17 protein-coding genes, 10 tRNA genes and 1 rRNA gene are annotated in these 14,107 nt (G+C 39.4%); 26 read left to right on the top strand and 2 right to left on the bottom strand.

All coding sequences use genetic code 11. The features are described from left to right. Nucleotides 1-41: 41 nt before the first annotated feature. The gene (locus tag AC4G3L_RS16210; RefSeq protein ID WP_491078032.1) at nucleotides 42-632 is read right to left on the bottom strand and encodes a rhomboid family intramembrane serine protease; all 591 of its coding nucleotides are present in this window, start codon (nucleotides 630-632) and stop codon (nucleotides 42-44) included. Between the two features lie 93 nt (nucleotides 633-725). Here AC4G3L_RS16210 and acpS point away from each other — a divergent pair, with 93 nt between their 5' ends. The 14 genes from acpS (at nucleotide 726) to AC4G3L_RS16280 (ending at nucleotide 11,958) form a co-directional block, all read left to right on the top strand. Then, the gene (gene acpS, locus AC4G3L_RS16215) at nucleotides 726-1,079 is read left to right on the top strand and encodes a holo-ACP synthase (protein ID WP_491078033.1); all 354 of its coding nucleotides are present in this window, start codon (nucleotides 726-728) and stop codon (nucleotides 1,077-1,079) included. A gap of 306 nt (nucleotides 1,080-1,385) precedes the next feature. Next, the gene (locus AC4G3L_RS16220; RefSeq protein WP_491078034.1) at nucleotides 1,386-2,396 is read left to right on the top strand and encodes a LolA family protein; all 1,011 of its coding nucleotides are present in this window, start codon (nucleotides 1,386-1,388) and stop codon (nucleotides 2,394-2,396) included. Between the two features lie 122 nt (nucleotides 2,397-2,518). Then, entirely contained in the window at nucleotides 2,519-3,691 is a 1,173-nt protein-coding gene (gene alr / locus AC4G3L_RS16225; RefSeq protein WP_491078035.1) for an alanine racemase, read from the top strand. Between the two features lie 159 nt (nucleotides 3,692-3,850). Continuing rightward, nucleotides 3,851-4,132, top strand: a complete 282-nt coding sequence (locus tag AC4G3L_RS16230) for a CopG family ribbon-helix-helix protein (protein ID WP_049672447.1) — start codon at nucleotides 3,851-3,853, stop codon at nucleotides 4,130-4,132. Nucleotides 4,133-4,136: 4 nt separating this feature from the next. Continuing rightward, complete coding sequence (locus AC4G3L_RS16235; protein WP_491078049.1) at nucleotides 4,137-4,487, top strand: type II toxin-antitoxin system PemK/MazF family toxin; 351 nt, start codon at nucleotides 4,137-4,139, stop codon at nucleotides 4,485-4,487. A gap of 341 nt (nucleotides 4,488-4,828) precedes the next feature. Beyond that, a complete protein-coding gene (locus tag AC4G3L_RS16240; RefSeq protein WP_491078036.1) occupies nucleotides 4,829-5,665 on the top strand; it encodes an RsbT co-antagonist protein RsbRA in 837 nt (278 codons plus the stop codon). Next, entirely contained in the window at nucleotides 5,662-6,018 is a 357-nt protein-coding gene (locus tag AC4G3L_RS16245; protein WP_491078037.1) for an STAS domain-containing protein, read from the top strand. The genes AC4G3L_RS16240 and AC4G3L_RS16245 overlap by 4 nt, the downstream gene beginning before the upstream one ends. A gap of 4 nt (nucleotides 6,019-6,022) precedes the next feature. Further along, the gene (locus AC4G3L_RS16250) at nucleotides 6,023-6,424 is read left to right on the top strand and encodes an anti-sigma regulatory factor (RefSeq protein WP_491078050.1); all 402 of its coding nucleotides are present in this window, start codon (nucleotides 6,023-6,025) and stop codon (nucleotides 6,422-6,424) included. 11 nt (nucleotides 6,425-6,435) lie between these two features. Beyond that, nucleotides 6,436-7,446 (top strand): PP2C family protein-serine/threonine phosphatase, encoded by a 1,011-nt coding sequence (locus AC4G3L_RS16255; protein WP_491078038.1) that lies wholly within the window; start codon nucleotides 6,436-6,438, stop codon nucleotides 7,444-7,446. A gap of 63 nt (nucleotides 7,447-7,509) precedes the next feature. After that, nucleotides 7,510-7,842 (top strand): anti-sigma factor antagonist, encoded by a 333-nt coding sequence (locus AC4G3L_RS16260; RefSeq protein WP_491078039.1) that lies wholly within the window; start codon nucleotides 7,510-7,512, stop codon nucleotides 7,840-7,842. Beyond that, nucleotides 7,839-8,312, top strand: a complete 474-nt coding sequence (gene rsbW / locus AC4G3L_RS16265; RefSeq protein WP_491078040.1) for an anti-sigma B factor RsbW — start codon at nucleotides 7,839-7,841, stop codon at nucleotides 8,310-8,312. The genes AC4G3L_RS16260 and rsbW overlap by 4 nt, the downstream gene beginning before the upstream one ends. Next, complete coding sequence (gene sigB / locus AC4G3L_RS16270) at nucleotides 8,290-9,090, top strand: RNA polymerase sigma factor SigB (protein WP_491078041.1); 801 nt, start codon at nucleotides 8,290-8,292, stop codon at nucleotides 9,088-9,090. Before rsbW ends, sigB begins: the two co-directional genes overlap by 23 nt. Continuing rightward, on the top strand, nucleotides 9,087-9,692 hold the full coding sequence (locus tag AC4G3L_RS16275; protein WP_491078042.1) for a PP2C family serine/threonine-protein phosphatase: 606 nt from the start codon (nucleotides 9,087-9,089) through the stop codon (nucleotides 9,690-9,692). The genes sigB and AC4G3L_RS16275 overlap by 4 nt, the downstream gene beginning before the upstream one ends. Before the next feature lie 100 nt (nucleotides 9,693-9,792). Continuing rightward, nucleotides 9,793-11,958, top strand: coding sequence for a Tex family protein (locus AC4G3L_RS16280; protein WP_491078043.1), 2,166 nt, complete (start codon nucleotides 9,793-9,795; stop codon nucleotides 11,956-11,958). Between the two features lie 23 nt (nucleotides 11,959-11,981). Here AC4G3L_RS16280 and cmpA read toward each other — a convergent pair whose 3' ends face one another. Then, nucleotides 11,982-12,101, bottom strand: coding sequence for a cortex morphogenetic protein CmpA (gene cmpA / locus AC4G3L_RS16285; protein ID WP_491078044.1), 120 nt, complete (start codon nucleotides 12,099-12,101; stop codon nucleotides 11,982-11,984). Nucleotides 12,102-12,220: 119 nt separating this feature from the next. Here cmpA and AC4G3L_RS16290 point away from each other — a divergent pair, with 119 nt between their 5' ends. The 12 genes from AC4G3L_RS16290 to AC4G3L_RS16345 form a co-directional block, all read left to right on the top strand. Further along, a complete protein-coding gene (locus AC4G3L_RS16290; RefSeq protein WP_491078051.1) occupies nucleotides 12,221-12,685 on the top strand; it encodes a SprT family protein in 465 nt (154 codons plus the stop codon). A gap of 216 nt (nucleotides 12,686-12,901) precedes the next feature. Then, nucleotides 12,902-12,976, top strand: a tRNA-Glu gene (locus AC4G3L_RS16295). Nucleotides 12,977-13,013: 37 nt separating this feature from the next. Continuing rightward, nucleotides 13,014-13,087: transfer RNA gene (locus tag AC4G3L_RS16300), tRNA-Met, on the top strand. A 10-nt stretch (nucleotides 13,088-13,097) separates the two neighbouring features. Next, nucleotides 13,098-13,174: transfer RNA gene (locus AC4G3L_RS16305), tRNA-Asp, on the top strand. A 75-nt stretch (nucleotides 13,175-13,249) separates the two neighbouring features. Beyond that, nucleotides 13,250-13,324: transfer RNA gene (locus AC4G3L_RS16310), tRNA-Gln, on the top strand. A gap of 4 nt (nucleotides 13,325-13,328) precedes the next feature. Further along, nucleotides 13,329-13,404: transfer RNA gene (locus AC4G3L_RS16315), tRNA-Lys, on the top strand. A 10-nt stretch (nucleotides 13,405-13,414) separates the two neighbouring features. Then, nucleotides 13,415-13,499, top strand: a tRNA-Leu gene (locus AC4G3L_RS16320). 66 nt (nucleotides 13,500-13,565) lie between these two features. Further along, nucleotides 13,566-13,652 (top strand) — tRNA-Leu (locus tag AC4G3L_RS16325). A 14-nt stretch (nucleotides 13,653-13,666) separates the two neighbouring features. Then, a tRNA-Arg gene (locus tag AC4G3L_RS16330) sits at nucleotides 13,667-13,743 on the top strand. 6 nt (nucleotides 13,744-13,749) lie between these two features. Beyond that, a tRNA-Pro gene (locus AC4G3L_RS16335) sits at nucleotides 13,750-13,826 on the top strand. Nucleotides 13,827-13,849: 23 nt separating this feature from the next. Then, nucleotides 13,850-13,923, top strand: a tRNA-Gly gene (locus AC4G3L_RS16340). A gap of 112 nt (nucleotides 13,924-14,035) precedes the next feature. Continuing rightward, nucleotides 14,036-14,107, top strand: a 16S ribosomal RNA gene (locus tag AC4G3L_RS16345); the annotation flags it as partial.

The following is a 14,107-nucleotide window of genomic DNA, read 5'->3' on the forward strand; positions in this document are numbered from 1 at the left end:
ATTATAGTTATTTATTCCTATAATGGAAATATATTTTTTGGTCATTGTCGATTGGACAAAAATATCCGAGCGAGGGCGAAACCTGATATGAGGCCGCCAATATGACCGGTAATATTAATGGATGATTGGAAAAAGGACATAACGACACCAATAATAAGTAAAGCTAAAATGACTTGTGAATTTTGGGGCGAGATTAAGTCTTTTCTAAAATAGACGATATAAGCGAAACATCCAAACAAGCCGTAAATAGAACCGCTGGCTCCTGCATGAGCATACATAAGGGGTTCAGCAAAGAAAGTAAGCAGATTAGCTAAAACACCGGTCAGCATAAAAAATAAAATAAATTTGGGTGTCCCCAAAATTTGTTCCAAACCAGGACCGATTATGATCAAGGAGAAACAGTTAAACAAAAGGTGGGAGAAACCAACATGGACAAAAATTGGTGTGACCAATCTCCAATATTCGCCCTCTGCTATGTAGAAATTAACTCCGCTTAATAATGTATAGAGGTCTCTCCTGGGAAATATCGGCAAAGAGGTAAGGGTATAAAGGGCTATACAAATGGCTGTTAAAATACTCACTCCCGGATAATAACGGAGAAACTGTTGAAAACTTTCAGTACGTGTGAACAAAAGACATCATCCTTACATAAAAGATTTGGTAAATCATTTATAATAGAGTGTGATTGAAAAATATATCACCATAAAATGTGAGGGTGGGAACCAATGATTATTGGGATTGGTTTAGATATTATTGAACTTGAGAGAGTGAAAAATCTACTTGAACGACAGCCGAAATTCGTGGATCGTATACTAACGGCAGATGAGAAAGAATACTTCCTGTCATTAAGTGAAATTCGGAAAATTGAATGGTTTGCCGGAAGATTTTCTGCCAAAGAGGCATTTTCTAAAGCGTATGGAACAGGTATTGGCGGAAAACTTGCATTCCGTGATATTAGTATTATGCCAGGCAGTAATGGTAAACCGGTTATTCAGCATCCTTTAGAAGTGAAGGCGTACGTGAGTATAACCCATACAAAACAATATGCAGCTGCCCAGGTTATTTTAGAGGAACAGTAAAAACAAATTGTTTGTCCAACAAGCACATAATCAGAAGGATTGTCTCATATATTCAATTAGCGAATTGGAGAGACAAGGCCTTGTTTCGGAAGTTTACTATCCCCACATTTAGTTTGGATAGCACTCGCAATAGCGGGCGTTTAAAAAACAGGTAGGAGTTAAATAAAGAATAGCAGAAATACTAACTGTTTTGAACGAATATATCCAGATAATACGTTGTTAAATAAAATGTGAGATTAAAACGAACGAAACGTGAGTGGCTTTTCCTCTCCCTTTTACTTACTACTGTTAAAAGGGGATGAGATCTTGAAAAGGTTAATGATGCTGATGCTGACAATAGGATTTATGTTGGTCTTGGCAGGCTGCGGGGAAAAATCACAAACAGATGTTGTAGACGCACTAACGAAAAAGATGAATGATTTAAAGGGATACAAGACTGATGCAAAAATGACCTTGAAAATGGGGGCGGAACCACAAGTATATGATGTGGAAGTATGGTATCAATCGCCGTCAGACTACCGTGTAAACTTGAAAAATGCCCAAAAAGATCAAAGTCAAATTATTTTGCGGAATAAAGAAGGAGTATTTGTATTAACTCCTGCCCTTAATAAAAGCTTTAAATTTCAGAGCGAATGGCCTAAAAACAGCTCACAGGCATATCTGTACGAATCCTTAATCACAGATGTATCTGTAGATAAGGATGCAACCTTTAAAGAAACAGAAGATAGCTATGTGTTTGAGACAAAAACGAGGTATCAAAATAATAAAATGCTCCCATTACAAGTCGTGAAATTCGACCGGAAAACACTGGAGCCGATAAGTGTAGACGTAATGGATTCTGATCGTAATACGTTAGTTCAGGTGGAATTTGAAAAAACAAAGTTTAATCCTAACTACGGCAATGGTGACTTTGATGTGAAAAAAAATATGACAGGGGCACAGCTGGAAGTACCGGTCATGTCTTCTGAAGAAGAGGTCGATTTTGAAGTTCAATATCCAACTGCTGAGATTCAGGGAGTGGAGCCTGCAGGTGAGAAAATGATTGAATCAGATGATGGAAAGAGGGCTGTTCTGACATTTGCGGGTGATAATAAACAATACACTCTAATTGAGAGCAAATCAAAGATTGTTAAAGAAGCTGCGGTTACGACAGCGGAAGGTGAGCCTGTAGATTTAGGATTCACAATCGGGAATATGACAGAAAACTCGGTATCCTGGTCTTATGAAGGAATAGACTTTATGCTGGCAACAGAAAATCTCTCAGCAGATGAGATGGTCATGATTGCGCGATCTGTACAAGAAACTGCAGAGAAATAATGATAAACGGGTCTGTTATACATACAGGCCTATTCTTTTGGGTTTCTTTAGGTATGAATTGACTATCTATTCATTAAGGGGAATAATCATGTTATAAACATCTAAAGGAAGGTCAACCTCTTATGAAAAATAGTCAATTATCGTATAGAGATACTTGGGCAGAAATAGATTTGGATCATATACAGCATAATGTCAAACAATTTAGGCAGTACTTACCTTCTACTACTGGCATCATGGCAGTTGTAAAAGCGAATGCTTATGGTCATGGTGATAGACAAGTGGCTGAGGCAGCCCTTGGTGCCGGAGCAACGAGTTTAGCGGTAGCTTTTCTGGATGAGGCAATTCGGCTGCGCCAAGCAGGAATTAAGGTTCCGATATTAGTGCTTGGTTCTACAGGAGCTAAAGATGCAAAGGTTGCAGTGCAGTACAATATTTCTTTAAATGTACATGATATTGATTGGATTGGGAAAGCTATTGAATATTTACAGGAAGAAAATATTGAGCAACCGTTAAATATACATGTGAAAATTGATACGGGTATGGGCAGGCTAGGAATTAGAAACAAACAAGAAATGAAAGAAATTGAATATATCCTTAAACATCAGGATCATATCCATCTCGAAGGGGTATTTACACATTTTTCTAACGCAGATGAGCTTGATTTAAGCAGAACTCAAAATCAATTATTGAAATTCAGGGAGATTCTTGATAGTATGGAATACTTGCCGCCTTTCATTCATACTAGTAATAGTGCGGCAGCTATGCGATATCCTGATGCGTATTTTAATACAGTAAGGCTTGGCATTTCTATGTATGGCTTAAGCCCATCCCCTGAAATAAAAGATCTTCTGCCTGTGTCACTAAAGCCGGCCTTATCACTTTATACGAAAGTAAAGCAAATCAAGAAGATATTTAAAGGGGATACGGTTGGGTACGGTGCAACGTATAAAGCAGAGGGACCAGAGTGGATTGCAACACTGCCTATTGGATATGCTGATGGATGGATAAGAAAACTATCTGGTCAATCTGTGCTGGTTAAAGAAAAGCGAGCGGTTATTGTGGGACGGATCTGCATGGACCAATGCATGGTAAAATTAGATCAATTTGTACCGGAAGATACGATTGTTACGCTCATCGGGTCCGATGGAGATCATACGATTACAGCTGATGAGATTGCCCGAAAATTAGAGACAATTAACTATGAGGTAGTTTGTCAATTATCCAGTCGAATTCCTCGGGTGTATAAACAGAATAATTCAATAGTTGAAACTGTAAATCAATTATTCCGGTATTGAGTATTTAGCATATTGTGCATGAAAGATGAATAAAGAACATCTATTTAGCCTCATAATAAGAAAGAAATGTACTAGACACCTTTGCATGCAGAAGTATTAATGGTAAGATAGAATAGTAAAGAACTATGTGGTTTGTAGTGATGGTGGAGGTGTTTGCCTGTGTCTGAGTCCAGTGCAACTACGGAAATTCTAATACGCTTGCCCCAAAATTTGCTAAGTGAGTTGGATGGATACGTGAGAGAAGAAAATGTGAATCGAAGCGAATTTATTTATCAAGCAACCAAAATGTATTTGCAAGAACGCAAAAAGAAAGAGTTTCGCGAATCCATGCGCCGTGGATATATGGAGATGGCCAATATTAATTTGACTATGGCAGCTGAAGCTTTTCAGGCAGAATATGAGGCTGAACATGCCGTGGAGCGTCTAGTTAGCGGTGAATAAGGGTATAAATGTAAAGCGTGGTGACGTTTATTTCGCTGATTTGTCTCCGGTGGTTGGATCTGAGCAAGGTGGGGTAAGACCTGTTCTTGTTATTCAGAATGATATAGGTAATCGATTTAGCCCTACCGTAATTATTGCGGCAATTACGGCTCAAATACAAAAAGCGAAACTGCCAACCCATGTAGAAATTGACGCCCAAAAATATGGATTCGAACGTGATTCTGTTATTTTACTTGAACAAATTCGAACAATTGATAAGCAGAGATTAACAGATAAAATAACACAGTTGGATGATGAAATGATGCGTAAGGTCGATAACGCGCTCCAAATCAGTCTGGGACTTGTGGAATTATAATAATAAAAAGATTATAAAAATATACTTCTGTACTGAAGGCTAGGCTGCCAAGAATCTGAATTCTTGGCAGCCTTTTTATTTACTTTTACAGAGTGGTAAAGATAAATTTTAACGTTTATTTTGAAGAATAGAGGGAATAAAGTGTAAGTTATAGAAAGTATGAAGAAGTAGTGGTTTTTCTGTTTTAATAAAACAAAGGGATTTGGATTTCTAATTTCCTATTTTCTTTTCAAGTGTTTATAATAGTTTGTGTAAATGACTTTTTAAAATTATTCAATAATTCATTAAAAGAGCAAATTTTCATATAAAAAGTTCAGAAAAACTCGATGGAGGAGGAACTAATGAATAAGCTTGTGCAAAACTATATCCAGGATCATAAAGACATTATTTTACGGCAGTGGGTTAACCGCGTAGAAGAAAAGGCAGACGAACGAGTTGGTAAGATAGTTTCTGACCAAATGTTCTTACACACAAGTAATGAGTTTATCGATGTATTGATATCTAATATTACAGATTCCGATGAAGAGTTCAAGACAAAACTAGGTGATTTTGCAGCTAAGATTATTCGTTTAGGCTGGCCGTTAACATTTGTGAATGACGGGATGAAGGCATTCAATATCGTAGTAACAGAAGGATTGGTTAACGAGGGAGTAATGACAAAAGAAAATCAGCTTGAGATTGTGCTCGATTTTGATGAATGGATTACTCCTCTGAATAATGAAATCCTTAATGTTTATACATCTACATGGGAACGAACGGTTTCTTTGCAAAGAATAGCTCTTCAGGAATTATCCGCCCCGCTCATTCCGGTGTTTGAAGGGATTACAGTAATGCCTTTAATAGGAACAATAGATACAGAACGTGCCAGACAAATAATGGAGAACCTTCTCGATGGCGTTGTTAAGCATCGTTCAGAAGTAGTGTTAATTGACATTACAGGGGTACCGGTTGTAGATACCATGGTGGCCCACCATATTATCCAGGCTGCAGAGGCTGTTCGCTTGGTTGGCGCGCGTTGTATGCTTTGCGGGATACGCCCGGAGATTGCTCAAACAATTGTTAATCTTGGGATTAACTTAGATGAAATCATAACTAAAAATACATTGAAAAAGGGTGTAGAGGCTGCCCTGGAAATTACAAACAGAAAAATTATAATAACCTCGGAGGAGTTAGTATGAGGATTCCGATATTAAAGCTGCACGATTGCCTGTTGATTTCCATTCAGTGGGAACTGGATGATGCAACAGCGCTCCAGTTTCAAGAGGATTTATTGCATAAAATACATGAAACAAATGCGAACGGAGTGGTAATTGACTTAACCTCAGTGGATATTATAGACTCCTTTATTGCTAAAGTCCTTGGCGATGTTATTAACATGTCCAAACTAATGGGTGCGAAGGTTGTGATTACAGGCATTCAACCGGCTGTTGCCATCACGTTAATCGAACTGGGGATTACATTATCCGATGTTATGACCGCATTGGATCTAGAAAAAGGTTTGGAGAAATTACAAAAGGAACTGGGGGACTAGCATGATGAGCACCCAATCCTACGTAAAAATTCTAAATGAATGGGATATTGTTGCAGCCCGTCAGGTGGGCAGAAACGTGGCCAAAGAGTTGGGGTTTGGCACCGTGGATCAAGCAAGAATAACCACAACCATAAGTGAATTAGCAAGGAATATATATTTATATGCAGGGCAGGGTCAAATATGCATTGAAAAGGTATACGATAATGGAAAAACAGGCCTTAGAGTCACTGCTGAGGATAACGGTCCCGGAATAAGTGATATAAGAAGAGTGATGGAAGATGGGTATACAACATCAGGTGGTCTTGGAGCAGGACTCCCTGGAGTCAAAAGATTGATGGATGATTTTGATATTGACTCCGATGTTGGAAAGGGTACGTGCATTACATCAACCAAATGGCTTCGATAGGGGGAAGATAGGTGGATAATAGAGAGTGCATGGAAGAAAGATACCGTGAAGCTCTCTCAAACTATTTGACAGAGCATACGGAAAAAGCATTATATCTCGGACATAAATTAAGCAAACAAGCGATAGAACATATGATATCTCCAGAAGAAATCATAAGTTTACATAAGAATGCACTGAAGGAGATTCTTCCAGATGTTTCGGAGGAAGTTAGCCACTCTCTTGATTTTTTATTGGAAATTATGATGGAGTATGGTGTTGCTTTTCGTGAATTACAGAGTCTTCGCCATCAACAAAGAGAACTGAAGAGTGAGATGGAAATCGCCGCTAATGTTCAACAAACTTTATTGGAAACGCGAGTTCCCATCCTCAAAAATCTGGAGATTGGTGCCATTAGCGTTCCTGCTAAGCATATGAGCGGAGATTATTTTCACTTTGTCGAAGATGAACATGGTCGGGTAGCTGTAGCAATTGCTGATATTATTGGCAAAGGGATACCAGCAGCATTGTGTATGTCTATGATCAAGTATGCGATGGATTCTCTACCGGAGCATCGTACTTCTCCGGCCAGTGTTCTTGAAAGTATTAATCGCGTAGTTGAGCAAAATGTAGGTCCGAGTATGTTTATAACCATGTTCTATGGTTTGTATGATCCCTCTAATCATATTTTTACTTATGCATCTGCTGGGCATGAACCGGGCTTTTTCTATAGATATCAAGAAAATGAATTTACTGAATTAAGTGCCAAGGGTTTATTGCTTGGGGTAAATAAAAGAACGACCTACCAGCAATATGAACGCAAAATTGAAGTAGGCGATATGATTATTCTCCTATCAGATGGAGTAACGGAATGCAGAACAAATGATGGATTTATTGAAAGAGACACTCTGGTTAAATTTATTCAGGAATCCATTCATTTAGATGCTCAAGGAATTGTGAATAATCTTTATAAAAAGCTCGAAAAGATGCAGAATTTTCAATTGAGGGATGATTTCACTTTAATAATTATGCGGCGGAAGTTTTAAAGGGATAAAATCGGGTAATAGGTTAGGAAGCGAAACTTGACTTTTTGAGGAGAGGTACAATTCATGAACATTTCGATTGATGTACAAAATGTGAATTCTGAAATACATGTAAATGTTAAAGGCGAGATAGATGCATACACAGCACCGAAGTTAAGGGAGGCACTTTTCCCTTTATCGGATCAGGATAAAGTAGTCATGATTGTCGATTTGACAGAAGTTTCTTATATGGATAGCACAGGTCTTGGAGTGTTTGTAGGATTGTTTAAAAATGTTCGTGCGCATAATGGAGATTTTAGAATCATCGGACTATCTGAGAGGTTACATCGTCTTTTTGAAATAACTGGTCTAGCGGATATAATCCATATAAAAAGCCATGCAGAGGGTGGATCGCAATGAGTGAAACATATGAATATATTGAAATGAAGATACCAGCAAAACCTGAGTTTATTGGGGTAATGAGATTAACTTTATCAGGTATAGCCAGCCGTATGGGATTCTCATATGATAGTATAGAAGATTTGAAAATTGCTACCAGCGAGGCCTGTACAAATGCGGTACAGCATGCCTACAAAGAAAACCATAACGGTGAAGTGGTTATCGGTTTCGGGTTATATGAAGACCGTTTGGAAGTGATGGTGGTTGATAACGGAGAAAGCTGCGATTTTGAAGAAGTGAGACAAGGTTTGGGACCGTACGAAAGAGACCAATCGGTAGAATTCTTAAGAGAAGGAGGATTAGGTCTATATCTGATTGAAACACTCATGGATGAAGTGAAAATACATCAAAATGAAGGTGTGACAGTATTCATGACGAAGTTTCTTGAGGGAGAGCAGGTGGAGAGTGATGCAGAAACAATCTCAAATTAGTGAAGAGAAAAAGGCTCAAATGAGAGAACAAGTCACCGAATGGATTAAAGCCTATCAACTGCACGGAGATGAAGAAGCGCAAGCTCAACTTGTTCAGCACTATCAGGGACTGGTAGAAACCATTGCAAGAAAATATTCAAAGGGTAAATCCTATCACGAAGATATTGCTCAGGTCGGTATGATTGGATTGCTGGGTGCTATTCGCAGATACGATGATTCCTTTGGAAAAAGCTTTGAAGCATTTGCTGTCCCAACAATAATTGGTGAAATTAAGCGTTTTTTACGTGATAAAACATGGAGTGTCCATGTCCCACGCAGAATTAAAGAACTTGGGCCAAAAATTAAAACAACTGTTGAAGAACTTACCTCAACCTTACAACGCTCTCCAAAGATTGAAGAGATTGCTCAGTACTTAGAAGTTTCTGAGGAAGAAGTATTAGAAGCCATGGAAATGAGTAAAAGTTATCAAGCTCTGTCAGTGGATCACTCAATTGAAGCAGATTCGGACGGCGGAACGGTCACTCTATTAGATATTTTCGGTAATGTAGATGAAGGATATGAAAGAGTGAACCAGCGTCTGGTTTTGGAAAAAGTTCTCCATGTATTGTCAGATCGCGAAAAGAAAATTATTCAATATACGTATCTAGAAAACCTGAGTCAAAAGGAAGCCGGAGACCGCTTAGGTATCTCCCAAATGCACGTGTCTCGTCTCCAGCGTCGTGCTATAAAAAAATTGCAAGAAGCCATTAATGCTGAGAATTCGGAGTATATACGGTGAATCACGAAGTATTACGAGACAGCAGAGTTCAATTAATTGCTTCTCAGTCCCCTAAACAAGGGAAACTTTTGTGTGGAGACGATTATTTTTTTGAAGTGACCGATGATTACTTTATATGTGTAATCGCAGATGGATTGGGGTCAGGAGAGTTTGCGCATGAATCATCTCGGGCAGTTACAAATGTTGTCCGAGAGTTTCAGAGCGAAGAAGTTGAAGTTATTATGGAGCGGTGTAATCAGGCTCTGCTTAGAAAAAGAGGCGCAGCCGTAGCTATTTTTAAAGTGGATTTTAAAAAGAAGGAATTCCGCTATAGTTGTGTAGGCAATATACGTTTTTATTTATACCCTCCAAATGGTAAATTGATTTATCCCCTACCTGTAACGGGTTTCTTATCTGGAAGGAAGCAACGTTTCCATACCCAACGTTTTACGTATGTGCCGGCCTCTAAATTTTTCATTCACTCAGATGGTTTTGAAATGAAGGGAACTAAAGATTTTTTGCGTAGTTCTGGTTCTCTTGAAGAAACGGCAAGAAAATTAGAAAGGCAAAACAGTGCCTTTAACGATGATATTACAATTATTTTTGGAAGTCTTTTACAATGATAAGAGGCTTCTTTTTTGTTATACGTATTAGCGCGGTATTTGAAGTGAAGAAGGTTATGTTACTATAAAAGTAATTAATGCAGAGGGAAGGTTTGATGGGATGAAATCCAAGAAGGAACTGAGTAAACATATTGCAGCAGAACTTTCAGTGCAGGAAAAACAAGTTGATAATGTATTGGCGCTGTTAGAGGATGGAAATACAATCCCGTTTATTGCGCGTTATCGAAAAGAAATGACAGGCTCGTTGGATGAGGTAGAAATTAGATCAATATCTGAGCGGTGGACCTATCTCGAGAATTTGGAAAAAAGGAAAGAAGAAGTCCTGCGTATTATCAAGGAACAAGGGAAGCTCACAGAAGAGTTATCCCGTGATATCACTAAGGCAGTAAAATTACAAACGGTGGAAGACCTCTACCGACCCTTCAAGCAAAAGCGTCGTACAAAAGCGACAATAGCTAAAGAAAAAGGGTTGGAGCCGTTGGCAGCTTGGATTATGGAAGCGCCTGTCTCCGCAAGACCTTTAGAAAAAGCGGCTCAATTTGTAGATCCGGAAAAGGGAGTTGAAACGGCTGCCGAAGCTATTGATGGAGCTAAAGATATTATCGCAGAGAATATATCAGATAACGCCTCGTTTAGAAATTGGATTCGGGATGAAACATTTAAGCGTGGTACCATCAAGTCAGTTGGCAAAGATGAGGATAAGGATGAGAAACAAGTATTTGAAATGTACTATGACTATGAAGAAGCAATTGGAAAAATAGTCCCTCACCGTGTTTTAGCTCTAAATCGCGGTGAAAAAGAGGGAGTGCTCAGAGTTTCTGTCAAAGCGGATGTGGAGAAAATTTTAGATTACCTCTATAAAAAAATGAATTTGTATGCGAATAATCCATGCATGAGGATTATGAAAGAAGCAATAGAAGATAGCTATAAGCGATTGATTCAGCCCTCTATTGAAAGGGAAATACGTAATGAATTAACGGAAAAGGCTGAAGATCAGGCTATTTATATTTTTTCAGAGAACCTCAGGAATTTACTGCTTCAGCCTCCTTTGAAAGGGAAAATGGTTTTAGGTGTAGATCCTGCGTATCGAACCGGCTGTAAATTTGCAGTGGTCGATCCTACAGGTAAAATGCTTGAGGTTGGGGTAGTTTACCCACATCCTCCGGTAGCTAAAAAGCATGAAGCAACGAAAATTATCTTGTCAATCCTAAAGAAATATAACATCGAAATTATCACAATTGGAAATGGAACAGCCTCGCGGGAGACAGAGCAATTTATTGCAGATACTTTAAAGATGCAAAGTGAAAAGATATATTATGTCATTGTGAATGAAGCTGGTGCGAGTGTCTATTCAGCATCGGATATCGCAAGAGAAGAATTTCCGGACTTACAGGTGGAACAACGAAGTGCTGTATCAATCGCCAGAAGGCTTCAGGATCCATTGGCAGAATTGGTCAAAATAGACCCTAAATCAGTAGGAGTCGGTCAATATCAACATGATGTTTCAGAAAAGAAACTGAATGAATCCCTGAGCTTTGTGGTGGAAACAGCAGTTAATAAGGTTGGGGTTAATGTGAATACGGCCTCTCCTTCTTTGTTGCAATATGTGGCCGGGCTTTCAAAATCTGTAGCCCAAAATATCGTCAAAAAAAGAGAAGAAGAAGGAGCGTTTTCTAATCGCGCTGCGCTAAAAAAGATACCAAGACTTGGTGCAAAAACATATGAACAAGCCATTGGATTTTTAAGGATAAGTGGTGGAGAGGAATCGCTTGATCGAACATCTATACACCCGGAAAATTATCAGTCTGTTCGTTTATTATTGAAAATGCTTGGTTTTACAACCGAGGATTTAGGAAGCGATCGGTTAAGGGAAGCATTGTCTACCATAAATAGAAGGGAAATGTCAGTTAAATTGGATATTGGTGAAATCACGTTGGGAGATATCATAGATGCCTTAATGAGGCCGGAAAGAGATCCACGTGATGAATTGGCAGCACCTCTACTGAAATCAGATGTGTTAAAAATGGAGGACCTTAAGCAGGGAATGGAGCTTCAGGGAGTGGTCCGTAATGTAGTAGACTTTGGTGCGTTCATCGATATCGGTGTAAAGCAGGCAGGGTTAGTACATATCTCGAAATTAAGTAATCGGTTTGTGAAGCATCCCATGGATGTTGTATCGGTTGGGGATGTGGTTACGGTTTGGGTAGATCATGTAGATATACCCAAAGAACGCATCGCCCTAACAATGGTAAATTCATCTATTTAATAAGTAAATGAAGAGCATTGCCTTTATTCGTAAAGGGCAATGCTTTTTTTATAAAAAAACCAACATTGATTCAAAAGCTGCACTTGTCTGCTGTTTTTTTCAAAAAAGGCTTTTTGAATTTGATTTTGCAACCAGCCAGGCACGGTTAGACCTCCTTTGATAAATGTTGTACTATGAATAGGGTGATACGCCCATGGTTAGTTTATTGTATGTGATGGCAGCCGGGTTTGTTACTTTAAATAGTGCGGAGGGTTTATCAAAGATGACAGACAATGAGTTACAGCAATTAGTTGAAAAATTATCAACACTTTATTTTGGCAGGCCATTCACTCATAAAGCGATCTTTAATGAAAGGTTAAGAACAACTGGCGGGCGGTATTTATTAGTCAGCCATAATATCGAGATTAATCGAAGATATTTAGATGAAATGGGAATAGGTGAATTAGAGGGAATTATCAAACATGAATTATGCCACTATCATTTACATCTCCAAGGAAAGGGTTACCGGCATAGAGACCATGATTTCAAAAGGTTGATGGCAGAAACAAACTCACCTCGTTTTTGTTCTGCTTTAGAAAGTAACAAACGTACCGCGCGGCCTATTAAATGGATATACGAATGTGGACAATGTGGGCTTGAGTACAGGAGAAAAAGACAGATTGATACTAAGAGATATGTATGTGGAAAATGCCGTGGAAAAATAATTTTAAAAAAGTCATTGACATAGACCTTGCAAACATGGTAATTTATTTGAGCGGCCTTAAAAAAGCCGAAAACAAAAAACGACATTGAAAAACACCTGAAAAAAACTTTTAAAAAAGTGTTGACGAGTTAAGTAAATGCCGTTATAATAGATAAAGTCGACTGAGGCGCTTGATAGTATCTGAAAGAGATGATAAAGTGTCTGAGAGACTGAAATGAATGCCATTGATATACTATGTATGGCCCCTTGGTCAAGCGGTTAAGACACCGCCCTTTCACGGCGGTAACACGGGTTCGAATCCCGTAGGGGTCACCATTCACAACTTAGGTTGTTAGAGTAAGAATATGATCGTCGCGGGGTGGAGCAGTCTGGTAGCTCGTCGGGCTCATAACCCGAAGGTCGCAGGTTCAAATCCTGCCCCCGCAATTAACAAAATGGTCCGGTAGTTCAGTTGGTTAGAATGCCTGCCTGTCACGCAGGAGGTCGCGGGTTCGAGTCCCGTCCGGACCGCCATTTTTATTAAAAATAACACTTAACTCGAAAAGAGAAAAAGTGATTATAATAAATAGTGTTTTGAAAAAACACCTTTGGGCTATAGCCAAGCGGTAAGGCAACGGACTTTGACTCCGTCACGCGTAGGTTCGAATCCTGCTAGCCCAGCCATTTAGAGCCATTAGCTCAGTCGGTAGAGCATCTGACTTTTAATCAGAGGGTCGAAGGTTCGAGTCCTTCATGGCTCACCATTATAAATATGCGGGTGTGGCGGAATTGGCAGACGCACCAGACTTAGGATCTGGCGCCTTACGGCGTGGGGGTTCAAGTCCCTTCACCCGCACCATTTATTATCACTTGATTGTAAGTGGGATAAATACTATAATGAAAGTTGTCGTCGCGTTATTATAACGCGGTCGTGGCGGAATGGCAGACGCGCTAGGTTGAGGGCCTAGTGGGGGTTAACCCCGTGGAGGTTCAAGTCCTCTCGGCCGCACCAACCAAATTAATTATGCGCCCGTAGCTCAATTGGATAGAGCGTTTGACTACGGATCAAAAGGTTAGGGGTTCGACTCCTCTCGGGCGCGCCAATATAACGGGAAGTAGCTCAGCTTGGTAGAGCACTTGGTTTGGGACCAAGGGGTCGCAGGTTCGAATCCTGTCTTCCCGACCATCAACTTCCAATGAATTGAATATGCGGGTGTAGTTTAGTGGTAAAACCTCAGCCTTCCAAGCTGATGATGAGGGTTCGATTCCCTTCACCCGCTCCAATTATATGATTGTTCTTTGAAAACTAAACAAAACGAAACGCCAAGCAAGTCTAAAAAAAGAGATTTTTTAAATCTCGTCAATTTGCTTTAAAAATTTAGCTAGATCAAACATCTTTCGGAGAGTTTGATCCTGGCTCAGGACGAACGCTGGCGGCGTGCCTAATACATGCAAGTCGAGCGAATC

The sequence above is a fragment of the Bacillus sp. z33 genome (genome assembly GCF_058313615.1).